Genomic DNA, 24,611 nt, shown 5'->3' with positions numbered 1-24,611 from the left:
CCAGCAGATGCAGGCCGCCACGACCGGCGCGGTCGAGGCGATCCGCGGCATCGGGGAGACGGTGGAGCGGACCAGCGGGATCGCCACCGCCATCGCCGCTGCCGTGGAGGAGCAGGGCGCGACTACCCAGGAAATCGCCCGCAGCGCGGCCGAGGTGGCCGGCAGTACGGACCGGGTCAGTCGCAGCATTGCCAGCGTTCGAGGGGCGGCTGAAGAAGCTGGGAAGGCTGCTGGTGGCATGCTTTCCGCCACCGAGACCCTTGCCGGGCAGACCGCCATCCTGCGGGAGAAGTCGGCCGGCTTCCTGCGGGCCGTGCGGGCGGCTTGATGTGACTTCGCCTAGCCTGCACAGCCAGGCGCTACCATGAGCTGAGGTGTCCCTGGATATCGGATAAGTCGATACACTCGGTTCGCCCTGAGAGGGACGAACCCGGATGACGGAGAAGCGGGCACGTTTTCAGCGGGATCTAAGATGAAGGTGACGTTGGAAGCGCTTCGGGGCAAGGTGGTAACGGCCCCGCTGGTCCAGCCTATTGAACCGCCCTGGCCAAGCCGGGTCACCAGCTGATCGAGCGCCGCCGGCCGGTTGTGGATCTCACCCACGAGCCGGACCTCGCCATCCCGGCCGGCGTTCGCAACGCAGACGGAGATCATCGCCTTGTGCACGTCCAGCCCGACAGAGGCGATACTCTCTCCCACGGCCCGCCTCCTGTGCCGAGGCAAGCGCCGCCCCACCCGGCGCAACCGTCGTCATTCCTGCACAGTTCGAGGGGGGCCACCCTGTCGAACACGGACATCTGGTCTCGCAGCGGTGTTTCATATCATGCGGAGCAGCCGCAGCGTGACCTGAGAACCACTTATCGGACATCGCACCCTGAGCGGGCGACTTGAGTTAAAGTGGAGCTGGGCACCTCTACGCGCGTCCGTCCCCGTTGCTCAGCACCACTCGCCCTTCACAACCGCACCACAACGGCGCTCCTCCGACGGCATGTCCCCTCAACAATTCGCCAAGCAGCCCACGCGCTGACCGACGACCCCGCCAGGTGCCCCGGCGGGACAGCAGGGCGGGCGTCTTGGGGCAGATTGGCGCCCGTTTAATGCTGAATACTCGCTCGGTAGGCAGGGACCCACCCCGGGGCTTGGCGGGCGGCTTTCAACGATCAGGCATTCTTTTCCTCCACGGCCTGTAGCCGCCATGCTCCGGGCGCGCCTTGGCGCTCGACCCACACGACTGTTTCGCGAGCGCCTTCCTTTGCTAGCAACGCCTTCAGCTGAACGATGTGAACCCTGACGTTCTGCAGAGGGTCGGCGGGCATTCGCCTGTCGGGCCACAAGATTAGCGCCAATGTCATCGCGGGCAGGGGCTCTGGCGCAGCCACCAGAAGCGCATTGTAGAGTGCGAGCTTCTTACCGCGGAGCTTGGAGAGGCCGGCGTAGGCGCGCCGGGCTTTTTGAACAGGCTCGCGCAGCAGGTCTGGCAAACGATCTGTGGACGTATCGGGCTCGGACATCGAGATTTTTCTATCACGCCAACATGCACACCTGATGCCAAGTCTCAGTGACTACGCCCTCTATTCCAAGTCGCGCGAGCCTATGAACATAATGCGCCAGATCGCGCCGTCGTCACCCCTACGCGAAGACCTAGTCCGCGGCTCATGGGAGATGATGAGAAGGGGCTACTATACCGCGCCTGTAGGGCAGGCGGTACGCGGCATATGCCCTGCATGTGCCGCCTCCTCGGGATGCCCAACGCAATCCCGAGGTTCGGCGGCACATGGCAGACCGCTTGACCAGCAACACGGCCGCTTTGACGAACATCTGGTCGAGGTGGCGCCACAAGTTGAGGCCGAAAGCCTCCGTTTCGCCGGACGCTCACCGACCTCAAGCCGCAGCCTGGAGCGGATCCCCATCGCCGGCCACGACGCCCACGACACAATTGTGGCCCTCCCGGCTAGCCATACTCACGGCGAGCTCGGCCCGAGCAAGTAGAAGGTCGGGCGCCTGCTCACGCCCGGGAACGCAACTTGACCAGCCGATGCTGACCGTCACCCTTGCCTTTGGACTAGCGGCATGTTCGATGCAAAGTCCATCCACTGAGGCGCGCAGCAGCTCTGCCAAGGTGGCCGCTCCATCAGAGTCCGTTCGGGGCAGAAGGAGGCCAAACTCACCCCCACCAAGGTGCGTGCGAACGTCGGAACCTGGCAGAATACCCCGTTCTATGCAGGCATCAATGCGAGAAACTACCTCCGCACCCGCCGGACGGCCATGTTGGGTGTTGAAGGCATGCATGAAGTCAATGCTCACAATCAGGAGAGAGAGGGGCGCCAACTCGACGGCTGCGTGCTGCCAAGCTTCGTCTAGAAGCGCGTCGAAGCGCGCCCGCTCGGTCGATTCCGGTGAGATGTCGATACTCAGGCCGTCCTGCTGCTCAGTAGTACCAACCAGCGAGGCTTCGCGGGTTCCCCGCCGGAACACGGCCCCGCGAAGAAACACTTGGTGTACCGTGGCGAAGCTGCAGAGTACCAACACGATCGAGCCAAGCACCTGGAGCCTGCGCCGCCAGATCGCGTCGATATCCTCGAACGACGTCGCGGCGACAACGACCAGCGGCAGGTTCCCAACCTGGCGATAGGTGTAGAGGCGCTCCACCGCTGTTGCCAGTGATGTGGAGACTATTTGCCCTGAGCGGCTGGAGTGCGCGAGCCAGGGGACACCGACGCTCCCGACTTGACCTCCCATGGGGTCGTCAGATCCCGCCAAGTAATGTAGGGCAAATTCGCTGTCCCTCCGCAGCAGCGAGGCCGTGCTGTGCCGACCAAAATCGGATTGGCTGAGGACCCTCTCAAAGTGATCGAGGCGGAGTTCGGCGATGGCAACACCGCGAAAGTCTCCGTCCGGGCTCGCTAAGCGACGGCTAAGAGCAACCTTCCGTGCATCGTCCCAAGGGCGGCTCCGAAAGGGTTGACTCATATAGGGACCAAGATCGTGACGCCCCTGCTGCATCTGAAAGTAATCGCGATCTGTGAGATTCGGCGGGTCGTCCGGGAGCGGCGCTGAACTCGCTACAACCTTGCCCCCGGCGTCTACCACCAAAAGGGAATCAAGAAGCCCGACTGCAGCGCCCTCATTGAATAGCGCCAAGGGCTGAGGTGCAATCCCTACTTGCCCAGGCTGTGCGAGCTGAGTAGTCGCGGCAATGCCCTGCAGGGAAAGATCAATAAGGCCAACAGGCCGTGCCACTTCCCGCTCGAGCGCGGAGACCAGTTCCTCCACAGCGCGCATCCGCTCATGTTTGGCAGCTCGGCGGTCGTCAGCCAGCAAGACGAGGGCGAGCACCACCATGCACGTAGCAAAGCCAAGGCCACTTAGCGCGGCAGCGCGAGCAGATCTGAATGAGGACCAGCGACGCACTTGATCGAAGTTGCGCCCTACGGCGGCTTCATTTTGAGCTCGTCTCAAGGCCTTCATGGCCGACGACGATAGTTATGCCGGCGCAGATCCGGCGCAGGGTTGAGCAAGTTTCTCAGCATACGACTTGTCTCGCCTCGCCAGTCCTGTGTCGGGGCTGCTTCAGGGTTCAGATGGGCCCGGGTCGGATCCGGCGTGACGGAAACCTGCCCTGAGGCTGAGGTGTTCCCAGAGCCCTCTGGGGATCTGTGGACGGGCCGGCTACAGAGCCATCTCCTGGGCAGGGGTTCGGAGAGGCCGGAGTAAGTTTCAGGCCGTGACATTCGCCGGTCCGATCGTTGGGGTGAACGCGGTCGAACCAAGGATTCCCGGCAGTGCGCCGGGGCGGCCGAAGAGCCATCCCTGACCATAGCGCGCTCCGAAGGAGCTGGCCGTTACGGCGTCAGTCTCCGTCTCAATCCGCTCCGCGATGACATCAGCTTGCGTGCTTTGCGCCAGCTCAACTAGCGCGGCGGCGAACCTGCATCCATCATTGCGGCTTGGGCCGTTGGTCGCCTCCATAAGACCGCCGTCAAACTTCACGATGCTCGGGCGTAACATGCGCAAATACCGAATGCCTGCAGCCCCAGCTCCGAAATCATCAACGCAAAGGGTGACGCCATGCGCTCGTAGCGTGTCGCAGGTGGTGATCGCCTCGTTTTCATTGTCGATTTCGGCAGTTTCCGTAACTTCAATCAGAAGCCGAGGCCACAGATCACTCGGGTAGGCAGCAAGAGTGTCCACGAGCCGGGTGCGGAACACTGGATCTTGGACGGACAAGCCTGAGACGTTACATGCTACTCGCGTTGTGCTGTCCGTCCGCGCGAGGGCCTGCAGGGTGGCATCCGCAATCGCGAGGTCAAGCTCGACCGACAACCCCAGCATCTCGGCCATGTTTACAAAGTCTTGTGGATTGAGCTCCGGGAGGCCCTCCGTTGGAAGCGGGCGAAGGAGTGCCTCGTAGTGCGACGGCGGCTGATCGCGTTTGGACAACTCTACAATGGGCTGGAACGCCAAGCGAAAGCGTCGGCTCGCGATAGCCCGCGCCAGCGCCGCAGAGCGTGGTCCGGCTGCTGAAAGGAACCCGTGGAGGCCGCCTTCGAACCCGGTGCGCGCCAACGCTGCTGTCCCGCCCTGTGCAAAGGTGCTGAGGGCAAGACGCAGCGCCCGTACTGCCTGAGGGCCACTCAGGCCGATGCAGGCGGGCTCCTCCAAGGTTAGCGCCTTGGCTGATACGGTGGCCGAAGGTAGGCCAGCACGCGAGAGCACGGACTGCAGTTGTTCGACCACGGTCCCGAGATTGGGCGCGAGAACACCAGGACGCGCGGGCGCACCAAGTTGAAGGTCAGCATGGACCATGCCGAAGCGCCCGGGCGCAAGCTCGGCTGCCGCGGAGCCGGGCCCGCCGTAGGTTGTCAACACATCCGTGATGTCCTTGAGCAAGGAGGCTCTCGGCGTGATCCGACCGTCCGGCCCCACTAGCTCTAGAAGCGATACAGTTGGAAGATCACTCACCTTCTCGCCTGACGCGAGGGCTAGTAGTTGTGCCTCGACTGCCCGGAGGAGGGCTCCCTCTTTCCGGTGGAGCACTCCCGCCTGAGCTGGTTGCCCGGACCTTTCTAACGCCGGCAACGGTGCGAACGCAAAGGCGAAGCGGCGGACGGGCGTCAAGTTCTCCGGGCGCGATAGGTCCGCGACATCCGAGTAGGGAATTCCGGTCATACTGTAGCCGGCTCCGTCACCGCCGCACAGGTGGACCAACACAGGCCGCAGCCGCTCTCCTGACCGGAGTTGCGCCAGTGCCCGCTCGAACACGGCGTGGTCCTGCGGCTCGATAAGAAACATCGCCGGGCCGCGGAGAAGGCTACGTACATCCCGACCGAACCTAGCGGCGAAAGAGCCAGCGACGAAGGACAGCCGCCCCTCGGCGTCTGTCTCCACAAGCAGGTCAGCCGCAGCCAACGAGAAGGTTCGATAGCGGTCCGGAACTACGGCGGAGACCGCGGCAGCGGAGTCCTTGTGCGTCGAAGCCATCCCTAACTTCCTCCCGGGCGCGCCAAGCTGGCGTCCCGCCGACAATGTTACCCAGCGCCCAACCTGCGCCCGCATCAGAGACATACCGGGTCGTCAGTTCTCGCCCGGGATTGTGTCTAGTTAGTTACCCATGAAGCCCTGCACGAGGCTGCCCGAGACAAGGCGCCAGCCATCCACCATTACGAAGAACATAAGCTTGAACGGCAGCGATACCGTTGGCGGAGGAAGCATCATCATACCCAAGCCCATGAGCACGCTGGCGATGACCAGATCTATCACCAAGAAAGGCAGGTAAATAAGGAATCCGATCTCAAAGGCCCGGCGCAGTTCGCCTACCATGAAAGCAGGTACGAGGACGCGCCAAGGCGTCTCGGCCGCGTCCTCGACCGCCGGGAGCTGCGCCAGCTCGAGGAAGAGTGTAACATCGACAGGCCGCGTGTTGGCTAGCATGAAGCCACGAAACGGCTCGGCGGCGGCACGCAGCCCCTCGAGGTCCCCGATCTGCCCTGCAGCCATCGGCTGCAGTCCCTGCGTCCATGCCTGCTCCAGGACGGGCTGCATTACGAAAAAAGACAGGAACAGCGCTAGCCCGATTAGTACCGCGTTCGGCGGGGTTCCCGCGGCGCCGATGGCGCTGCGCAGCAAAGATAAGACGATAACGATGCGCGCGAAAGCGGTTGCCATGACCAATAGCGATGGTGCAAGCGAAAGGAGACCAATCAGGGCCGTGAGCTGCACGAGCCGCGTCGTCGTGCCGGCCTCGCCTGCGGCCCCCATGTCGATGCTGACGCTCTGCGACGAAGCCATCGCAGGGACAAGTAAGAACAGCGCAACGGGTGCCAGGCGGACAATCCAGAGCATCAGACGGCGCCCTTCGCGGCAGCACCGGTGGCTGCACCGCTGACAACGAGATCTTGCGGACCACCCAATAGTAGAAGCAGGTCTCCCCCATCACAGCGGACGAGCAGTAATCGGCGACGGGCGTCAAGCGGCAGGGACTCAAGGATTTCTAAACGGCGGCCCCGTCCGGACCGCATGCGATGCCGAAGTCCCGGCGAGAGGCCTAGCCTCCGGATCACCTGACCGGCGAGCACTATGAGTGCCAGCACGGCAGCCAGCGTGACGATGGCCGTGGTTCCCATTCCGGTGCTCATGGGCACTGGCCTCCTGCCTGATCTGCCTCCGTGCCTTTTGCACAGATATTCCGAGATGAGCTTTCCACCGAAGAGCCGTTGCTGCCGTGTTAACCAAAAGGGTCAAGCACGAACGGAGATGGCGAGCGGAGAGGAGGCGCCGACGCTCCTTCCATAGCTGACGGCGGATTGCGTAGATCGAGTAGCGGCCCGCGCGAGCGTCTCGATCACCCGACCCTGAACCGCCATAGCTTGCTCCAGGAGCAGGCGATTGTCGCGCACGCCCTCGCGCAGCCGGTCCACGGCAACAGCGAGCTGTGCTGCTATTGGGCGAAGTTCCTCGCCGGAGAGGCCTACCCGCGCTGCCAGAAAGGCATCCACAGCGGCGCGCTTGTCTTGCGCAAGTGCGACTGCCGCAGCCACGTCGTGTGCCTTCAAGGCCCTAGTCTCGGCCGCCATCACCTCGGTCAGAGCAACGACGCAGTGCTCCAGGTCATCTAGGCCGCTCACGGGGTCACGTCCGGCACCGGAGTGGCGGCGTGGGCGGCCTGAGTACCCTGGGCTTGAAGGCGCTGCATCTCCGCCAGCACGGCCTGGCTGATCCCTACGCCTCCGGCGCGCGCCATGGCGCGGCCGTACTGCTCAACCAGCATCGGCCGCCACTGCGCCTCGGCGGACCCGCCGCTGAAGGCACCGTCATTCGGGATAGCGGCGAACATGGGCTGCAGGAGGGCCCCGAGCATCTGCGCCTCAAAGTCTTCGGCAAGCCTCCGTTGAGCTCTGGGCGAACCTTCACTCGGTGCAACTAAGGGACGCTCAACTGGCACAGGCTGCAGCACCAGCGCGGTAGCCGCTATAGTCAAGTTTTCAGTCTCCCTGAAGGAAATTGAAGAAAAGGGGGCCAGATCACCGGATCTCAAGTTCCGCCTGGAGAGCCCCGGCGGCCTTAATTGTCTGCAGAATGGCGATCATGTCACGCGGCCCAACTCCCAAGCTGTTGAGGCCGCGAACCAGTTCATCTAGTGAGACACCGCCGCTGAGCACGGCCATCCGGCGTTCGGCCTGGTCGTCGATGCTGATACCGGTGCGAGGGACCACCGCCGTTTGTCCGTTTGAGAGCGGGCCGGGCTGGCTTACCTGCGGCGTTTCGGTGACACGGATTACCAAGTTGCCCTGAGCAATGGCGACTGTACTGATCCGCACATTTGCGCCCATGACGATAGTTCCGGAGGCTTCCTCCACGACGACCCGAGCTACGTGATCAGGCTCAATGCGGAGCTGCTCAATTTCGCTTGCGAAACCGACTGGCTCTCGCCCAGCGAGAGATACGACGACCGTACGTGGATCAGTTGCGGATGCTGTTTGGCCGGAGGTGAGCTGGTTGATCGCCGCGGCTATCCGCCGAGCGGTCGTCAGATCCGGATTGCGCAAGGAGAGACGGATCTGGCTGCGGTTACCGAAGACGAAAGGCACCTCACGCTCGACAATCGCGCCGTTGGCGATCTTGCCGGATGTCGGCACGCCGCGTGTAACGGAGCTCGCTGCACCCCGAGCCGCAATGGCGCCGGTCGCGAGCGCTCCCTGGGCTACCGCGTACACTTCTCCATCCGCACCAAGAAGTGGGGTTACCACGAGTGTGCCGCCAGTGAGGTTCGTAGCGTCGCCAAGCGCCGCCACGGCGATGTCGATGCGGCTGCCAGTCCGCACAAAGGCTGGTAGATTAGCCGTTACCATCACGGCGGCAACGTTGCGGGTATCGAGCTGACGCTCCTGATCTCTTGTGTTGACGCCCAGTCGCTCGAGCATCCCGATCAGAGACTGGCGTGTGAAGATGGCGCTTCGTAGTCGGTCTCCAGTACCGTTCAGCCCCACTACCAACCCATAGCCGACGAGCTGATTGTCCCTTACCCCTTCGATGTCGGCAATGTCCTTTACGCGGACCCCGGTTGTCGATGCAGCGGCACGCTGCGCTTCGGCGGGCTCGACCAGCGCGAGAAGCATTGGTGCGAGAAGTGCCATCAGAAAAATTGAGGAACGGCGGACCATGCGTCAGAACGGTAGGATAGCGTCGAGGAATTGCTGGCCGTAGCGCGGCTGCTGCACATCGCTGACGGTTCCGCGCCCACCGTAGGCGATCCGAGCCTCAGCCAGTCTGTCGTGCTGCACTGTGTTATCGCTCGCGATGTCTTGCGGCCGTATGATGCCCGCAATGTTCAGGTCCCGCATCTCGTGGTTGACCCGGACTTGCTGTCGGCCCGCGACCACGAGATTCCCGTTTGGCAGAACCTGAGTCACGGTTGCTGCGACTCGCATCTTTACCTCCTCGTTCCGCTGGATCCGGCCCGTTCCTTTGGAGGAGTTGGCTGAGCTGGCCTCAATTAGCTTAGTCGGATCGATTCCGTTCGGCAGGAAGCGAGCATAGGAGGCGTCAAGGCCGAGGATTCGCGGGATGCCCAAGTTCTCTGAGTTGTCTCTGCTGCGGTCGGTGCTGTTTGAAAGATCCGCCTCGTCCTTGATGGAGACGAGGACCGTGATGATATCGCCGACAGCGGCGGCCCGCTGGTCGCGCAGAAACGTGCGGCTGCCTGGGCGCCAAAGGCTGTTAGCGAAGTTATCACGCCCCTCTTGTGCGGCAGGCATCGGCATGGAGACCGGGCTGTAGCCGGGGCTCTGCGTTGGGTCAGCAATGGGTGCCATTTCCGGGGCACGCCCAATCTCAGATATCCGCCTGACGTTATCGCAGGCGGGCAAACCAAGGACGGGTAGGAGCATCAGAAGGTGGGCGAGGCGCATGACCAGTGTTTTTCCGGTTCGTGATAGAGCGTTAGGGCTGAGAACCGCCTCTCGGGCTCGCGCTACGCCCAGAGGGCGTGTTTTCGAGTCGTTGGAGAAGCGGTCTTAGGGGGCGCACCCGATCGGAGCCGAGTACCTCGGCCAGCACGGTACCCCCGGTCGCCAAGTTCATTACTGAAACGGTAGCGCCGACAGCGCCCTCGTCGATTGCGCGTCCTTGTGCGGTGATTGTCAGGCCCGGAACCTCGTATTGCAGCTGCACGAGCGAGTCCCTCAACAGGACTGGCGGAACGCTTAGATCCGCGAGGGCGAGTGGCTGGCCGATCTGCACCGCGCGATGTATACGATGCCCAGCTGCGCGCTCGATTCTCTCCGCCATCCCTGGCCGCACCCGCTCAGCGGGCAGGCGCTGGACCCGCAGATCCCGTGCAGATAGCACCTCACCGGTGCGGATAGAGCGTGCTGCGACTACGACCTCTCGCATGGCGATAACCCGGCCAGAGATCCGCTGACGGATCGTGGCCATGCCGTCAGCCAGCACGAGAAGCACACCCGAGAAGCGGCGGGTGGCCGGGTCATATTCGAGTGCTTCGAAAGCCAGGCGGGGGGAGGGGCCGGTAGATGGAACAATAAGGGGCTGGTGGCCAAAGAGGTCTATGTCGAGCCCCGCGTCGGCACCAAGCGCGATCAGCTCGCCACGCAAAGCATCGTCCAGCTCTTCTCTCGCCAGGGGCCGACCCGGGCGCTCGACGATCACCCGTTCGTCGCCGGCAAGTGGTGCCCAAGCGAGCTGGTTATCGCGCGCGATAATGGCGAGCTGAGCCGCCTCCACGACAAAGCGGCGCCCAGGCGCCGGGGCTGGACCTAGTGGCTGGATCGCGCGCGGCCCGGCGTTGTCGAATAGGTCACCAAGCGTCACCAGCCCACCCTCGATGACCGCGTGCGGCCGAGGTGTGACAAACTCCTGCGCAGCCGCCGGGGCCGCCGCCAAGAGAAACGCCAAAAGGAAGTGGCAGGGTCGGGGCAACGACTATCTCAGCTTAGCTAGAGTAGAAAGCATTTCGTCACTTGCCGTGATGACTTTGCTGTTCATTTCATAGGCGCGCTGCGCTGTGATGAGGTTTGTGATCTCTTGGACTACGTTAACGTTCGATGTCTCGACAAAGCCCTGCAACACTTGCCCGAAGCCGGGTCCGCCAGGCGCGCCCAGCTGCGCCGCGCCCGAGGCTGGGGTGGCCAGAAGCATGTTGTCACCGACCGCTTCCAAACCGCCCTCGTTGGCAAAAACGGCAAGCTGAATCTGCCCGACATTCTGGGGCGCCACCTGTCCGTCGATCTTGGCCATTACCTCGCCAGCTGCATTGATCGTGACGTCGCGTGCCGCCGCCGGCACCGTGATTCCGCCACCCACCTGGAAGCCATCTGCGGTGACGATCATACCTTCGGGTGAGAGGGCGAAGGTTCCTGCGCGGGTATATGCTGTCTCACCTGAGGGAAGCTGGACAGGGAAGTAGCCGTTCCCGCGGATGGCTAGGTCGAATCGATTCTCGGTCTGGGACAGGTTGCCCTGCTCAGAGATACGATAAATCGCCCCAGTTTTGACGCCGAGGCCGACCTGAGCCCCCGAAGGTAGGATTGTCCCCTGCTCGGAACTCTGAGAGCCACCGCGGCGCAGGTTCTGGTAGATGAGGTCCTGAAACTCCGCCCGGCGGCGCTTGTAACCCGTGGTGCTCATATTAGCGATGTTATTGGAGGTGACCTCAACATTCGTCTGTTGGGCCAACATGCCGGTTCCGGCGACGTGAAGGCTACGCATGTTCCTTGATCTCCGGGTGCGGTCGTTGCGAAGGGGGCCAGGAAAGGGCGGCGAAGTATGTCACCGGCGCTTCAGAATTCGATCGACTGCCGACTGGAGCCGCTCGCCTTCCTTCTCAATGAACTGTGCGGCGAATTGGAACTCGCGCAGTTCTGCCGTCAGCCGCACCATCTCCAGAACTGGTTTCACGTTGCTTCCTTCGACCGAACCCTGCATTACCGACGGGCGATCCACAGGCTGCGGAACGGCGCCTTGTGGCGCGGCGTACAGGCGTGAGCCTTCTGCTTGCAGTTCCTGTGGGCGTTCGAAGTTGACGACCCGCAAACGTCCGGCTGGGCCGTTTTCGGTGCTGACAGTACCGTCGCCGGCGATCTCAATCCGGGCGCTATTGGGCGGCAGGACCAGTGGACCAGCGTCCGTCATCACCGGATTCCCGTCGGAATCGACGACGCCATTCTCGGGCGAGAGCGCGAAGCGCCCGGCGCGGGTGTAGCGCTCCCCATTCGGGGTCTCCACAACAAAGAAACCTTCGTTGGTGAGAGCAATGTCCAGCGGATTGCCGGTGCTCTGCAGCGCGCCGGGCGAGAAGTCGCGCCAAGTGGCGCGATCCTGGCTGTAGGCGAGGGGAGAGCCGCCTAGGATACCCATGCCGTCCTGGCCGGCGAGATGGGTAGTGAAAATGGCCTGGCTCGCCTTGAAGGCAGGCGTGTCCGCATTAGCCATGTTTGCAGCCAGGACGTCGGTTGCCCGACGCTGCGCGACGAGCCGCGAGAGCACGACATAGCCCGGCGAGTCCATCGTGAGGCTGCTCCTGACCGCTGCGGTCCTCGATGCAACGACTGCACGAGGGTGAAGCTGGAGTGGAGGCGCCTGTCCGGGACACCTCCTGATCTACGACTGTCTAGGAGGCAAATGTTGACGGAAAGTTGAGCGAGCGAGTGAGCTCCCGGGGGTCGATTATTGCCAAACCGGCGCCTCGCTATAAGGGGAAGTCAGGGGGCTCATCGTAAAGAATCGGTTAACAGCTGACGCTTAGACCCATTCCATTCCAGGATGGAGTGGGCGCCATGAGCGGCGGCGCGCGGGGCAAAGCAGCCCAGCCCGAGGCGGGAAAAAGGAGCCGTGGTAAGCTGCCGCTTATCGCCGGGGCGCTCGTGCTTCTGCTCGGCGGTGGAGCGGGTGGGGCTTGGTATCTCGGGCTACTGCCAGGCTTCGATAGTGGGTCTGCTGGCCATGACGCTGCGGGAGCCTCAGCGAGGGTGCCTGCAAAGCCTCCGGTCTTCGTGGAAGTACCCGATATCGTTGCAAATTTGAACACCCCGGGCCGTCGCCAGACCTTCGTCAAATTGCGGGCGCGCGTTGAGGTTGCCGATGAGTCCCAAGCCAAAATCGTGCAAGCAGCCATGCCGCGCCTGCTGGACCTATTCGGCAGTTACCTCCGTGAGACTCGGCCGGAGGAGATTCGGGGTAGCGCCGGTACGCAGCGCCTTCGCGAGGAGATCGTAACACGGTCCAACCTGGCGATAGCTCCAGCCAAAATCTCTGACGTGCTTTTTGTCGAGCTCGTGATGCAATGACTGACGCGTCGGACGCTCGCTCCAGTTCCACGGCGACCGCGGAGGAGGGCTGGGCTGACGCCCTGGCCGAAGCGGCAGCTGGCGGCGCGGCGGATGGATCAGTTACGTCAGGTCCGATCGCTGCTGCGGAGGACCCAGAAGGTTGGGGTGCCGCGCTGACGGAGGCTGCCGGCAGCGAAACCGGGGAAGCACGCCAGCTCAGCGACTTAGCTGAGGCGGATGGCTGGGGTGATGCCCTGGCCGATGCCGTAGCTCCAGTGATTGCGGCGCCCCCCGAGTCGACCCGGGTACTGAGCCAGGCAGAGATCGACAGCCTGCTAGGATTCGACGGGGGCAATGGCGCGGAGGATGACACTTCCTCCGGCATCGAAAAGGTGATCGCGCGGGGACTCGTCTCTTACGAGCGCCTGCCGATGCTCGAGATCGTCTTCGACCGGCTTGTCCGCATCATGTCCACTAGCTTGCGAAATTTCACGCAGGACAACGTTGAAGTATCTATCGAGAGCATCAACAGTCTTCGGTTTGGCGACTATCTCAACTCTATCCCGCTACCGGCCATGCTGGTCGTGTTCAAAGCCGAAGAGTGGGATAACTACGGTCTGGTGGTGGTCGATTCCGCCCTGATCTACTCGGTCGTTGACGTGCTTCTCGGCGGCCGACGCGGCACCTCCCCCATGCGCGTGGAGGGGCGTCCGTACACCACCATTGAGCGTGGCTTGATCGAGCGCCTCTGCGGCGTCGTCCTGCAGGACCTAACCGAAGCTTTCAGTCCCCTGGCAGAAGTGCACTTCCGCTTTGACCGGCTGGAGGTCAATCCGCGTTTTGCGGCAATCAGCCGCGCCAGCAACGCAACCGTGCTTACGCGTATGCGCATCGATATGGAGAGCCGTGGCGGTCAGATACAGCTCCTGCTCCCTTACGCTACTCTCGAACCCGTGCGCGAGCTGCTGCTGCAGCAGTTCATGGGCGAGAAATTCGGCCGTGACTCCATTTGGGAGACGCACTTGGCCGAGGAGCTGCGGCAGACCGAGGTAGCCCTCGATGTCGTTCTGGACGAGCAAACGATGAACCTTGCTGATGTGGTGCGGCTGCGAGTAGGGGACCGCATCACACTCGGGGTAGGCCCCGGCGCTCCTGTTCGGCTCCGCTGTGGGGACACCGCCCTGTTTGAGGGCAAGGTGGGGGGGAGCAAGGGACGCTTGGCAGTGCGCATCGAGCGCAGCATCTCCCGGCATGACAGCGAGCAGGAAATGCCGGCGGTGGAGACCGTCGGATGAGCCTGCTTGAGTGGGCAATCCAGGCGGCGTTGGTGCTTGCCCTTCTCCTCGCGCTTCCCATGGCGCTCCGGCTCGAGCGCGCCCTTAGCGCACTACGCCAGGATCGTGAGGCGATGGCCAATAGTATGAAGGCCTTCGCCGAAGCCACACGCGAGGCCGATGGAGCGATCCTGCGGCTGCGTGCTGCTGCCGACAGCGTTGGGAGAAGCATCGCCGAGAAAACCGCGTCCGCCCAAACGCTGCATGAAGACCTGCGCTTCCTTACCGATCGGGCTGAAGGGCTTGCGGAGCGGCTCGACAGTGTAATACGCGCTGCCCGTGGCTCGCCTCCGGCACAAGCTGGGACCGTCAACGCCAGAGTGACGGCGCCGCCTGCCTCCTCCAGGCCGTCCCCGGAGATCGGCGCCGCCACGCGCGCGCGCGCGGAGGAGGACCTGCTCCAGGCACTGATACGAAAGCGTCCACAATGAATGCTGTGTTCGCGCTCCGGTGCCTTATCGGAGGATGTAGCGTTCTCCTCACCCTGAAAGGCGTGTCACTGGTTGGACAATGGCCGGGTACGGCTCAGGCTGCCATTCACCAGACGCGTCCCGAGGTGCCAGCTGGCAGCCGGGAACTGGTGCCGGTGCGATCGGCGCAGAGCTCCGGCACGATGGACCCGCCGCCGTCCCGGCCTCAGTCCAGGTCGCAAGCTGCCCCGGGCGCCGCATCACCTACACCGGCCGCCGAGGGTGGAGCGGCTACCCCGGGCACCGCGGGCGAGGCGGACGAAACCCTTGCTGCAGCCCTGCGCGGTCGTCGCCAGCAGTTGGATGAACGTGAGCAATCCATCGCAGCGCGTGAAGCCGTCCTCGCGGCGACTGAGAAGCGACTACAGGCAAGGATTGATTCGCTGGCCGATCTTCAACGTCGCATTGACGCGAATGAGCGCGCCGCCAAGGCTCGCGATGAGGCGCATTGGAACAGCCTTGCCCGCCTCTACGAAGCCATGCGCCCACGCGAGGCGGCAGCAGTCTTCAACGAACTCGAGCTATCGATGCTCGCGCAGATCGTGAACCGCATGCGTGAGCAGAAGGCGGCCACAGTGTTCGGTGCGATGGAGCCGGAGCGTGTCCGGGCGCTGACGGAAGAGCTTGCGCGCATGCGAGCAAACCGGTCGGCACTCTGAGCAGACAAGAATCACAAATTAGAAGGTCCCAACCCATGACTCTCGACCGCAGCATCAAGGTCCTCGTCGTAGACGATTACAAGACGATGACCCGCATCATCCGCAATCTGCTGAAGCAAATCGACTTTCACGACGCCGACGAGGCCGCGGATGGTCATGAGGCGCTCGCGAAGCTGCGAAGCGGCAGTTTCGGTCTGGTGATCAGCGACTGGAACATGGCCCCGATGACTGGTCTCGACCTGCTGAAGGAGGTGCGCGCTGATGCGCGCTTGAAGCACCTGCCCTTCATTATGGTGACAGCCGAGAGCAAGACCGAGAATGTGGTTGCTGCGAAGCAGGCCGGAGTGTCGAACTACATTGTAAAGCCGTTCAATGCCGAGACGCTCCGCGAGAAGATTGAGAAGGTGATGGCACATGCCTGAGAACTCCGACATCTCCATTGCGCATCTGCGCGGCGACCTAACGGCAACAGCTGCCTCTCTGCTCCAGGAGCTAGACAGTCTCGGGCGCATCATCTCGACCGCACGGGCTGAAGTGGTGGCGCTGCGGGCAGAGGGCCTGGATCAGAGCGTTATCCCCTCGGCAACGGACGAGCTGGCGGAGATCGTGAGCCACACCGCACAGGCGACTCACGACATCTTGGACGCTTGCGAACAGCTGGAAGCTCTTCAGGGAGTGCCCCCGGACAAGGCAGAAACGCTGATGACGGCGACCACGCGCATCTACGAGGCCTGCGCCTTTCAGGACATCACTGGTCAGCGTATCGCCAAGGTAGTCACAGCGCTGCAGCTAATTGAGGCGCGGATCAGCAAGGCGCGCGCCTGCTTTGTGCCGGATCCGACCTCTTCCCACCAGGTCGAGCCCGCCATGTCCACGGTGCTGCTGAACGGCCCACAGCTCCCGGGCAACGCTATCAGCCAGTCCGCCATCGACGCACTTTTCGACTAGGCTGAACCTGTTCATGCTCCCGCCGCGCTCGCTCCTGCTCCTGCCCCTGCTACTCGGGGTAGGTGGACATCTCGCTTCTGCTCCACTGCGGGCCGAAGAGCCGCCGCGTGTGGCTGTGCGGACGGGGGGACAGGGCGGTATGGGTAGGCTAGTGTTCAGTTGGCCAGATGCGCCTGGCTACAGCTTCACGCAGGAAAATGCGGTCGTGGATCTGCGCTTCGGCGCCCTGGGCCGGCTGGCGCTCGATGCGGTAATCGCGAACCCACCGCCGAATGTCCTTAGGGTGGAGCAGGTTCCGAGTGGCCTGCGATTGCACCTCAGGGAGGGCGCGCGCGCACGCCACTTCCTCCAAGGAACGCGGGTTGTGGTTGAGATCGCAGGGCCACAGGGCTCTGCGGCCCCGCGAGGCACCAGGGAGGCCGCGCACGCTGCCCAGAGCCTAGCCACCAAGCCTACGGGTACGTTGGCGTTACCCATTCTAGCTCAGGGCGAGGAGGCGGTGCTGGCAGCACTTGCAGCGTTGCGTGAGACGGACAAGCCCGCCGAAGCAAATTCGGTTCCGCCTAGCACCTCGCCACGCGCGACGACGCAAATGGCTGCGATGCCGAACTCCCTTCCATCGGCAGTTCCACCTCCGGCTGCCGCCTCAGGCCCCGATGCGACAGCTTCGTCAGCTGCCGCAAAAGAAGTTACGACGGTTCGAGGCGAGGAAGCAGAGCGGATCCAACGGGGTACTCCGGCCGCCTCGGTCCCCGCCGAGGCGGTAGCACCGCGGATGTCGGCTAGATCTCCTGATCCTTCTCCAGGGGCTGCGCGCGGAGTTCCGCCGCACTCTCTCGCCACTGCGTCGCCGGAGCACCCAACGCAGTCTCAGGCCCAAGCCCAAGCCCAAGCCCAAGCCCAAGCCCAAGCGCTCGTGTTACCTATTGCCACTAGTGTCCATGCTGCGGCACTGGTGCGTGGCGATTCACTGCTTCTTGCCTTCGACCAGCCACAGGGATTGAATGCCGAGACCCTAGGCCGCCTGTCGGCCAGCCTCGGGCCAATTGAGGTGATGGAGGTCCCAGGCAGCACCGTTCTGCGGCAGCGATCTCCTGCGCGCGGCCTGCCGAAGCTCCGCGCCGTCGGCGATGCCTGGGCTCTATGGCCGGCGGGCTCAGGCCCCGCCGCGCCGCTTCCTAGCGTGACCCCCTTGCATGAAGTGGGGCAAGTAGGCCCGGGGGACGGGCGACCGCGCATGTTGCTGCCTGCCGAGGGTGCAGGGCGCGTCATAGCGGTCCCTGACCCGGCCGGAGACGGGCTGCTGCTTGTCGGGCTGGTGTCGGGTCCTGGCGTCGCCAACTCGGTGCTCCGTCGATTTGAGCCCTTCGACCTCCTACCGACTGAGGTCGGCGTGGCGCTCGCCATCCGCTCTGATGCCGTGACTCTGCGTCCGGCGCGGGAAGGATTTGCGGTGCCTCTTGCCCGAAGCGGTCCATTGGCCATTACGCTTCCCCCAATTTCCTCCTCCACTGAACGCCTGATGGAGTTGCCGAACAGGCCGCTCCAGGAGTTAGATCAGCGCCGACGTCTCACCTTCGGTAAGCTGACAGAGGCAGAGCCGCAGGCCCGAGGCGAATTACGGCTAACCCTCGCACACGACCTGCTCGCTCTTGGGCTTGGCCCAGAGGCGCAAGGCGTAGCACTGATGGCAGTTGCGGAAGATCCACGTCTTGCTGGTAACGCTCGGGCGCTGATGCTGGCCGGAGCCTCTGCATTTTTGGCTGGCCGGCGGGACGAGGCAAAGCCAGCGCTGATGGATCCGCGACTACCGCCGACCGAAGAGACGCGCCTATGGCGCGCTCTCGCATCGTTGGATGACACCGAGCTACGCCCGGAGAGCGCTGAGATCATTTCTGAGCTTGCGGCCGGCGTGCCGCTGCTGCGCGACTATCCGGTGACGGTGCGGCAGAAGCTGATGCCCCTGGCGGCACGCGCACTGGCCGGGAACGGTGCGTTGGACGCCGCTGCGGCGCTGCTGGACGGCGCCTCTACAGAGGAGGCCGCTTGGGCGGGAACCGCTTACGCCCGAGCGCGGCTGGCCGAGGCACGTGGCGACAACGATGGCGCGCTCACGACCTACAAAGCCTTGGCGCAGAGCCGGGACAGCGACATGCGCGCTCGGGCACTTGGGCGGGCGGCGGAACTCCAGCTGACGAGCGGCGCCGCTGATGCAGCCACCACAGCTGCAGCCCTCGCGGCGGGAATCCCGGCTTGGCGCGGTGACGCACGCGAGCTGAACCGCCGTTTGCGTGCTGCGTCCCTCTACCAGCAGGCCCGTCAACCCGAGTTGGCCCTGGAGCTGCTGGAAGAGACCCAAAGCTTGTTCCCCGATGCAGAGCCAGAGATCATTCCGTTGCGTCGGGCAGCTGATCTGGAGCGCGCGACAAATCCTGACCTTCCGCCGTTGCAGGCGGCGCAGCGCCTCGCCGCTGCTATCGAAAGCCTTCCTGCCGGGCCAACGCTGGATGCCGCAGCCCTTCGGGTGGCAAACCGCTTAGCTGATCTAGATCTTCACTCGCAGGGCGCCGCTCTATTGCAGCGCGCAGCAAGCGTGAGCGCGGCACCCGCCGCCCTGCGCCTGCGCCAAGCGGAGATGCTGGTGGCCAGCGGTCAAGGGAGTGCTGCACTGGACGTACTCCGCACTGATGCTCCCGCCAGCACAGTGCCTCTCGCGCAGCGAGACCTTACGCAGGCGCGGGCCATGATTCTCGCGGGAGACGGTCCGGGAGCTGAAGCCGTGCTGCGCCGCATGGGTGCCGCCGGCGCTGCGCCTCTGGCGGACCTGCTGGCTAAGCGGCAGGAGTGGGCCGGGGCGGCCCAGGCACTGGCACTCCATGCCGAAACGGTGCTGCCTCGGGCGCCCGCGCCACTTGACGAGGCGCAGCGCCAGTTGCTTCTGCGACTGGCTGCTTTCAATACGCTTTCGGGGAATGAGGCGCGGGTGGCTGAGTTGCGCGCCGCCTACGGCCCGCGAATGGCGGCCGGTCCCTTTGCCGAGGCCTTCGCCACCTTGGTAGCCGAGGCGCCGCGTCCCGGCGTACCAGATCTGGGCCGGCTGCGGAGCGAGATTGCCATGGGTCAGAAGGTGTCAGAACAGATCCGGGCAGTCCGCTGATCCTGGGTGTCACATCGGCCGGCCGTTAATATTCCGGTCAGAAACTGGTTAGAAGCTCGAGACATGAGCGTGAACCGACCCGATCCGCTGGCACTGGCCGGGCAGCGACTGCAATGGCTAGAGCAGCGACAGCAGGTGCTGGCGAAGAATATCGCTAATGCCAACACGCCTGGCTTCCAGCCGAGCGACTTGGCGCCGTTTGCACAGCACCTTCAGCGGGCCGGCGCCGGGACGCGGATCGTGCGAACCGATCCGAAGCACTTGGCGAATGCCGGGGGTGAAGTCGTGGTGCGGGAGCGCCCTGGCGCCGAGCGTAGTCCTGATGGCAACGGAGTGGCGTTGGACGTACAGGCTATGAGGGTGGCTGAGACCGATCAGGCGCATGCGCTGGCGCTCAACCTTCATCGCAGCTGGATTGGCATGTTCCGTACCGCGCTTGGGCGCTGATGAGGGTATCGATCAGAATGGATCTGGATCGGGCATTGACGATATCCGCCGCAGGAATGACTGCACAGTCCTCACGCCTTCGCGTGGTGGCGGAAAATTTGGCGAATCAGGACGCTACGGGAACAGCGCCGGGCGCCGAACCATACCGGCGCAAGACGGTCACATTTGAGCGCCACTTAGATCGCGCTACTCAAATTGAAACGGTTAGGCCAGGACGCGTTTCCACTGCCCCAGGCGAGTTTCCGGAGCGGTATGAGCCGAGCCATCCGGCCGCTAACGAGCGAGGATATGTGCGCACGCCCAACGTCGACAGCCTAATCGAGGTGATGGACATGAGAGAGGCACAGCGCAGCTACAGCGCGAACCTGTCGGTGCTGGAAACCACGCGCAGTATGCTGCAGCGGGCGATCGACTCCCTGCGCGCATGACAGCCATCGTAAGCGGCGCTCACGCAGCGCTGAATGCCTACCGCACCACAGCGCAGGGAAAGCCTGGAGGCAGCACCGCCTCCTCTGGTCATCCGACTGACGGCTTCGGTGCGATGCTGGAGCGCGCGATGCAAGGTGCGGTCGACGCCACCCGCGCAGCTGACACGACAAGTGTGCAGGCAATGACGGGACAGGCCGGTGTAACCGATGTGGTGCTGGCAGTGTCGCGCGCTGAAGTGGCACTTCAAACGACGGTGGCGCTGCGAGACCGCGTTGTATCGGCCTACCAAGAAATCATGCGTATGCCGATCTGAGAGGATCCGGCCCAGCGGCAAAACGCCCTGGACAGAAGCCGCAGGAGGCGGCGAGCTATGACGGAGAGTGAAACTCTGGCGTTGGCCGGCCAGCAGGCGCTATGGACCTGCCTGATGCTGGGCGGTCCACCGCTGTTGCTGTTGCTTATTGTCGGCCTCGCCGTCGCTGTAGTGCAGGCACTTACGCAGATCCAAGAGGCATCGCTCGCCTTTGTGCCGAAAATGGCGGTGCTCGGACTAGCCCTGATGTTCGGCGGCTCAATGGCTCTGGGTTTGATGCGGAGCTTTACGGAGGGGCTATTCGAGCAGGTAGTTAGCGTTGGTGGCCTTCGTTGATAGACGCGGTTTGGCTGGACCGAGTTCCAGTTTTGGCCTTTCAGGCCGCGCTCCTGATGGCGAGGCTCGGCGCGTGCGGCATGGTTCTGCCAGGATTAGGGGAGGCGGACGTACCTGCCCATGTGCGCCTTGGGTTCTCACTCGCTGTTGTGGCTGTACTGCTGCCCCCGCTGGCACCGCATCTCCCCGACGTGCCGCCGACTGCTGCTGCCCTTGCTCTCCTTGTCTCGACGGAGGTGGCTATTGGGCTTTGGCTCGGCTGGCTCGCCCGACTTCTAAGCTTCGCGCTCGTGACCGCAGGCCAGGCGATCGGCTTCCTGATTGGCCTCGCCAGTGTCCTGACCCAGGACGCGGTTCAGGGACCTCAAGCTCTGGCCACGGGCCGCTTGTTGGGCCTCGCTGCCGCCACGCTGACCCTGAGCACCGGCCTTTACGCCCTACCGCTGCGGGCGCTAGCCGATAGTTATGTCTTACTTCCGCCCGGCTCTGATCTACCGACCGGGATGGTAGTCGAGGCAGTGGTTACGACCACTGCCGGGAGTTTTGCGCTCGCCATGCGTCTTGCGGCCCCGCTGGTACTGCTGGCGGTGCTGTTGCAAGTGGGCAGTGGGTTGCTCTCTCGGGCAGCCCCGCAGGTTCAGGTTTTTGTCCTCGCCGCGCCTGCGCAGACCCTCGTGGGGCTGCTGCTGCTAGCGCTACTCTTACCGGCGATCCTGAGTCATTGGACAGAAGCGGCGCGCGAAGGATTCGCGTTGCTGCCGGGACAGGGCTGATCCGTGTCGGAGGAGCAGGGCGATGTAGAGGATCGGCAGCACGAAGCTTCACAACGCCGTTTAGATCAGGCGCGCGAACGTGGAGACGTGCCGCTCGGTAGGGAGGTTGTTCAGCTTGCCAGCTTCGCTAGCGCCGCCGTCGCACTTGGCGTCCTCGGACCGCAGCTCGGCCGCGACCTTCTGCACGAAACCCGCGCGCTATTCTCCCAGAGCCATTCCACAAACGCAGAGGCCGCGTTCAGCGCGTTGCTAATGACGGCGCTACCCGTCACCTTGGGCGTGGCGGGTGCCGCGGCGCTGGGCGGCGCTGCGGCGACTCTCTTCCAGACACGCCTGCTCGTCTCCAGCAAGGCGTTGGCACCGAAGCCCTCGAAGTTGAGCCCTTTCTCCGGCGTCAAACGGATGTTCGGCCCCCACGGCCTGCAGGAGTTCGCACGCGCGCTCCTGAAACTTGGGGCTATCGGGGTTGCGCTTTGGTGGGCCACCTATGACCTCGTACCGGTTCTCGGCAACGTGCTGGCCGAGCCGCCCGATATAGCCGTAGGTGTGCTGGCCGACCTCCTCGGCCGGCTTGTAATTGCCGCCCTTTCTGCGCTTGCGGTTTTGGCCGCCGCGGACTTCCTGTGGGTGCGCTTGCGCTTCGCTCGCCGGCTACGCATGAGCCTGAAAGAGGTGAAGGACGAGTCGAAGGAAAGCGAGGGCGACCCGCATCTACGCGCCGTGCGCCGGGCCAAGATGCGGAGCCGAAGTCGCCGACGCATGTTGGATGCTGTGTCGAAGGCTACGGTAATCGTTACGAATCCTACCCATTACGCGGTGGCACTGGCCTATGAGCGAGGTGTAGATGCTGCTCCACGCGTGGTTGCGCGCGGCGTAGACGAGATGGCGGCGCGAATTCGCCGGGCCGCCGACAAGCACGGAGTGCCGCTCATCTCGAACCCGCCGTTAGCTCGCGCGCTGTACAAGCTTGATGATGATGCACAGATCCCTTCTGAACATTTTCAGGCGGCTGCCGAGCTAATTGCTCTAGTCTGGCGCATGCACGCGCGCCGGAACGCCCACGTCTAGGGTGGTAAGGTCACACAGCAGATGTATGCGCTTTTGAAAGGCGACCGAGGGCGCTTCACGTGTTGAGGTAAGTTGTGCGCCGAGTGGCAAGGGCGTCGTCCCAGAGGGCGTTCGTTGTTTTGGCAATGCAGTTTGAGACGTGAAACCGCCCGTAGATCAGCTTCTCAGCGCTGGAGGTCCGCTGGAGGCTGGCGCAGACGGGGTGCTGCAGAAGGCAGGGCGCTCAGCAGTAGAGGTTGTGAGAGCAATCTCAGTTGCGCCAGCGAAGTACACAGGCCTCCGCATACTGCATGAGCTAGTGTTTATTTCGATTTCGTGTCGGACGGGGGCTTGCACATTTGGGTGGGCGTGACCGATTGCTGTTGCCGGGATCCGAAATCATGTCAGGCGCAGATCTCTTTTGAGACGAATCCGAACGGTCTTGTCCAAATAAACGAATTGCGAGGCGTGAAATCGATCAGTCCGGCGAATGGCAGTTTCGCACGATCAGAGGATCAGTCGGGCAGCAGTTCCAATTCGACCAGTTGAGACTTGCACAAGGCACGAAAACGCTTACAAGCGAAGTTGGCCGTTTAGGCTTGTTGGGATCCGCTTTGACGAGCATGGCGGAGAACATTCCGGTGTCGCAGTATTATGACGATAGAGAATTCGGCGGTTTCCAGCGGTGCTTCGGACGGCAAGGCAGATATCAGGGACCACGAGTCCAACTCAGAGCAATCAGAGCTAGTTCGTTTATTCCAAAGGCTGCCAGTCGCGAAGAAGCGCTACGTAATAGATTTGTTGCGGATGATGACTGCAGACGACTCTGAAGTCTGAATAATGTCCGATTTTTTCAATAGAAGCGGTCCGCCGGTAAGGTTAGATCGGCGGAACCGTGAGGCGCTTGGGTTTAGTGGTCCAGATCCAGTGTTAGCCTTCGACGGCTACGGATCCCTCCGACACCCCTGAAGGGCTTGCCAGAGAACGGTGTTCCTGCGGCGTCCTCTGGCCAAGGGCCATGTGAGGACGGCTCTCATTGTAGTCGCGACGCCAGGCCTCGATCTCCCGCCGGGCTTCGGTCAGCGTCTCGAACCAGTGCAGGTTCAGGCACTCATCCCGCAGCGAGCCGTTGAAGGTCTCAATGAAGGCGTTGTCCGTTGGCTTGCCCGGGCGCGAGAAGTCGATCCGCGTGCCGTGGTGGTAGGCCCAGAGATCGACGAGGCGGCCGGTGAACTCCGCGCCATTGTCCGCGAACAGGTATTTCGGTGCTCCACGCTCGCCGACGAGGCGGTTCAGCACCTCGACCACGTGCTCGCCCCGGAGCCGCTGCCCCACCTCGATGGCCAGACCCTCGCGGCTGAACACGTCGACCACGGTCAGCGCACGGAACGTCTGCCCGTTGCTCAGCTGGTCCTGGATGAAGTCCAGGCTCCAGGCCTCGTTCGGCCGCTTCGGAACACAGCGGGCCTCCCGCTGCACGACCATCTTGCGGCGCTTCGGCTGCACCCTCCGCCGCGCCAGCCCTTCCTCGCGATACAGGCGCCAGACCAGGTTCTTGCCCACCGACCAGCCGTCGCGCCGTAGCATCACGTGCAGACGCCCGTAGCCATAGCGGATCCTGACACGGGCGATCTCGTGCATCCTCTGCCGGATCGCAAGCCGCGGATCCCGCCTGCTCGGCTTGCGCTGCGTCGAGCGGTGCTGGCGTGTCAGGGCACAGGCCCGCCATTCGCTGAGGCCGTGGCTCGCCGTCACGTAGGCGACCACCTCCTTCATGACCGCGGGCCGGGAGATTTTTTTCTAGGCCGGCAAAGCTGGCTGGCGTTGTGCGTTAGCAGGGTGGTCGGTTGACGAGCTCTGGAGGCGCGGGATGGCCAGGCTGCTGGCACGGGCGCAACCCGGACGTGAGCGGGTGT

The 24,611-nt window shown here is 63.5% G+C and carries 26 protein-coding genes and 2 pseudogenes; 15 read left to right on the top strand and 13 right to left on the bottom strand.

The features are described 5' to 3' along the window. Window positions 1-328 (top strand): annotated as a pseudogene (locus J8J14_RS22260) (methyl-accepting chemotaxis protein); the annotation flags it as partial. Window positions 329-1,160: 832 nt separating this feature from the next. Here the strand turns inward: J8J14_RS22260 and J8J14_RS22255 are convergent. From J8J14_RS22255 to flgA, 10 genes are all read right to left on the bottom strand, one after another. Then, a complete protein-coding gene (locus J8J14_RS22255) occupies window positions 1,161-1,511 on the bottom strand; it encodes a hypothetical protein (RefSeq protein ID WP_209381746.1) in 351 nt (116 codons plus the stop codon). 370 nt (window positions 1,512-1,881) lie between these two features. Further along, window positions 1,882-3,342, bottom strand: coding sequence for a diguanylate cyclase (locus tag J8J14_RS22250; RefSeq protein WP_209381745.1), 1,461 nt, complete (start codon window positions 3,340-3,342; stop codon window positions 1,882-1,884). 375 nt (window positions 3,343-3,717) lie between these two features. Continuing rightward, entirely contained in the window at window positions 3,718-4,890 is a 1,173-nt protein-coding gene (locus J8J14_RS22245; protein ID WP_209381744.1) for an EAL domain-containing protein, read from the bottom strand. Between the two features lie 711 nt (window positions 4,891-5,601). Beyond that, window positions 5,602-6,342: a flagellar type III secretion system pore protein FliP gene (gene fliP / locus J8J14_RS22240; protein WP_209381743.1), complete on the bottom strand. Its 741-nt coding sequence runs from the start codon at window positions 6,340-6,342 to the stop codon at window positions 5,602-5,604. Further along, entirely contained in the window at window positions 6,342-6,623 is a 282-nt protein-coding gene (locus J8J14_RS25805; RefSeq protein WP_408896529.1) for a flagellar biosynthetic protein FliO, read from the bottom strand. The genes fliP and J8J14_RS25805 overlap by 1 nt, the downstream gene beginning before the upstream one ends. A gap of 114 nt (window positions 6,624-6,737) precedes the next feature. Beyond that, the gene (locus J8J14_RS22230; RefSeq protein WP_209381741.1) at window positions 6,738-7,124 is read right to left on the bottom strand and encodes a hypothetical protein; all 387 of its coding nucleotides are present in this window, start codon (window positions 7,122-7,124) and stop codon (window positions 6,738-6,740) included. Next, window positions 7,121-7,357 (bottom strand): rod-binding protein, encoded by a 237-nt coding sequence (locus J8J14_RS22225; RefSeq protein WP_209381740.1) that lies wholly within the window; start codon window positions 7,355-7,357, stop codon window positions 7,121-7,123. Before J8J14_RS22225 ends, J8J14_RS22230 begins: the two co-directional genes overlap by 4 nt. Before the next feature lie 163 nt (window positions 7,358-7,520). Next, window positions 7,521-8,615, bottom strand: coding sequence for a flagellar basal body P-ring protein FlgI (locus tag J8J14_RS22220; protein ID WP_245216080.1), 1,095 nt, complete (start codon window positions 8,613-8,615; stop codon window positions 7,521-7,523). A 48-nt stretch (window positions 8,616-8,663) separates the two neighbouring features. Continuing rightward, the gene (flgH, locus tag J8J14_RS22215; protein ID WP_209381738.1) at window positions 8,664-9,407 is read right to left on the bottom strand and encodes a flagellar basal body L-ring protein FlgH; all 744 of its coding nucleotides are present in this window, start codon (window positions 9,405-9,407) and stop codon (window positions 8,664-8,666) included. 31 nt (window positions 9,408-9,438) lie between these two features. Next, window positions 9,439-9,933: a flagellar basal body P-ring formation chaperone FlgA gene (gene flgA / locus J8J14_RS25800; protein ID WP_408896527.1), complete on the bottom strand. Its 495-nt coding sequence runs from the start codon at window positions 9,931-9,933 to the stop codon at window positions 9,439-9,441. A gap of 114 nt (window positions 9,934-10,047) precedes the next feature. Here flgA and J8J14_RS25215 point away from each other — a divergent pair, with 114 nt between their 5' ends. Next, a complete protein-coding gene (locus J8J14_RS25215) occupies window positions 10,048-10,275 on the top strand; it encodes a hypothetical protein (RefSeq protein ID WP_245216079.1) in 228 nt (75 codons plus the stop codon). Between the two features lie 162 nt (window positions 10,276-10,437). Here J8J14_RS25215 and flgG read toward each other — a convergent pair whose 3' ends face one another. Both flgG and flgF read right to left on the bottom strand, forming a co-directional pair. Beyond that, complete coding sequence (flgG, locus tag J8J14_RS22205) at window positions 10,438-11,223, bottom strand: flagellar basal-body rod protein FlgG (protein WP_209381736.1); 786 nt, start codon at window positions 11,221-11,223, stop codon at window positions 10,438-10,440. A 60-nt stretch (window positions 11,224-11,283) separates the two neighbouring features. Next, window positions 11,284-12,021, bottom strand: a complete 738-nt coding sequence (gene flgF, locus J8J14_RS22200; RefSeq protein WP_209381735.1) for a flagellar basal-body rod protein FlgF — start codon at window positions 12,019-12,021, stop codon at window positions 11,284-11,286. Window positions 12,022-12,290: 269 nt separating this feature from the next. On the opposite strand from flgF, the gene J8J14_RS22195 reads away from it, so the two are divergent. The 13 genes from J8J14_RS22195 to J8J14_RS22135 all read left to right on the top strand — a co-directional run bounded on the left by J8J14_RS22195 (window position 12,291) and on the right by J8J14_RS22135 (window position 22,716). Continuing rightward, window positions 12,291-12,800: a flagellar basal body-associated FliL family protein gene (locus tag J8J14_RS22195; RefSeq protein ID WP_209381734.1), complete on the top strand. Its 510-nt coding sequence runs from the start codon at window positions 12,291-12,293 to the stop codon at window positions 12,798-12,800. Then, window positions 12,797-14,077 (top strand): flagellar motor switch protein FliM, encoded by a 1,281-nt coding sequence (gene fliM, locus J8J14_RS22190; RefSeq protein ID WP_209381733.1) that lies wholly within the window; start codon window positions 12,797-12,799, stop codon window positions 14,075-14,077. The genes J8J14_RS22195 and fliM overlap by 4 nt, the downstream gene beginning before the upstream one ends. Beyond that, entirely contained in the window at window positions 14,074-14,547 is a 474-nt protein-coding gene (locus tag J8J14_RS22185) for a DUF6468 domain-containing protein (protein ID WP_209381732.1), read from the top strand. The genes fliM and J8J14_RS22185 overlap by 4 nt, the downstream gene beginning before the upstream one ends. Window positions 14,548-14,885: 338 nt before the next feature. Continuing rightward, entirely contained in the window at window positions 14,886-15,245 is a 360-nt protein-coding gene (locus J8J14_RS22180; protein ID WP_209381731.1) for a MotE family protein, read from the top strand. A 35-nt stretch (window positions 15,246-15,280) separates the two neighbouring features. Further along, a complete protein-coding gene (locus tag J8J14_RS22175; RefSeq protein ID WP_209381730.1) occupies window positions 15,281-15,667 on the top strand; it encodes a chemotaxis response regulator CheY in 387 nt (128 codons plus the stop codon). Then, window positions 15,660-16,193, top strand: a complete 534-nt coding sequence (locus tag J8J14_RS22170; protein ID WP_209381729.1) for a hypothetical protein — start codon at window positions 15,660-15,662, stop codon at window positions 16,191-16,193. The genes J8J14_RS22175 and J8J14_RS22170 overlap by 8 nt, the downstream gene beginning before the upstream one ends. A 1,687-nt stretch (window positions 16,194-17,880) precedes the next feature. Further along, window positions 17,881-19,350: a hypothetical protein gene (locus J8J14_RS22165; protein WP_209381728.1), complete on the top strand. Its 1,470-nt coding sequence runs from the start codon at window positions 17,881-17,883 to the stop codon at window positions 19,348-19,350. A 63-nt stretch (window positions 19,351-19,413) separates the two neighbouring features. Then, the gene (locus J8J14_RS22160; protein ID WP_209381727.1) at window positions 19,414-19,797 is read left to right on the top strand and encodes a flagellar basal body rod protein FlgB; all 384 of its coding nucleotides are present in this window, start codon (window positions 19,414-19,416) and stop codon (window positions 19,795-19,797) included. Continuing rightward, window positions 19,797-20,225 (top strand): flagellar basal body rod protein FlgC, encoded by a 429-nt coding sequence (gene flgC / locus J8J14_RS22155; protein WP_456307531.1) that lies wholly within the window; start codon window positions 19,797-19,799, stop codon window positions 20,223-20,225. The genes J8J14_RS22160 and flgC overlap by 1 nt, the downstream gene beginning before the upstream one ends. After that, window positions 20,222-20,539, top strand: a complete 318-nt coding sequence (gene fliE / locus J8J14_RS22150; protein WP_209381726.1) for a flagellar hook-basal body complex protein FliE — start codon at window positions 20,222-20,224, stop codon at window positions 20,537-20,539. Before flgC ends, fliE begins: the two co-directional genes overlap by 4 nt. Before the next feature lie 57 nt (window positions 20,540-20,596). Beyond that, window positions 20,597-20,875, top strand: coding sequence for a flagellar biosynthetic protein FliQ (locus J8J14_RS22145; RefSeq protein WP_209381725.1), 279 nt, complete (start codon window positions 20,597-20,599; stop codon window positions 20,873-20,875). A gap of 32 nt (window positions 20,876-20,907) precedes the next feature. Further along, entirely contained in the window at window positions 20,908-21,648 is a 741-nt protein-coding gene (locus J8J14_RS22140) for a flagellar biosynthetic protein FliR (protein WP_245216078.1), read from the top strand. Between the two features lie 3 nt (window positions 21,649-21,651). Further along, the gene (locus J8J14_RS22135; RefSeq protein WP_209381723.1) at window positions 21,652-22,716 is read left to right on the top strand and encodes an EscU/YscU/HrcU family type III secretion system export apparatus switch protein; all 1,065 of its coding nucleotides are present in this window, start codon (window positions 21,652-21,654) and stop codon (window positions 22,714-22,716) included. Between the two features lie 909 nt (window positions 22,717-23,625). On the opposite strand, the pseudogene J8J14_RS22130 reads toward J8J14_RS22135, so the two are convergent. After that, window positions 23,626-24,495, bottom strand: a pseudogene (locus J8J14_RS22130) (IS3 family transposase); the annotation flags it as partial. Window positions 24,496-24,611: the final 116 nt, after the last annotated feature.

Origin of the sequence: Pararoseomonas baculiformis (assembly GCF_017813395.1) — a bacterium.
Lineage (GTDB): Bacteria > Pseudomonadota > Alphaproteobacteria > Acetobacterales > Acetobacteraceae > Roseomonas > Roseomonas baculiformis.
The sequence above is the reverse complement of the archived record's forward strand: the minus strand, read 5'-3'. Positions and strand labels throughout refer to the sequence as shown.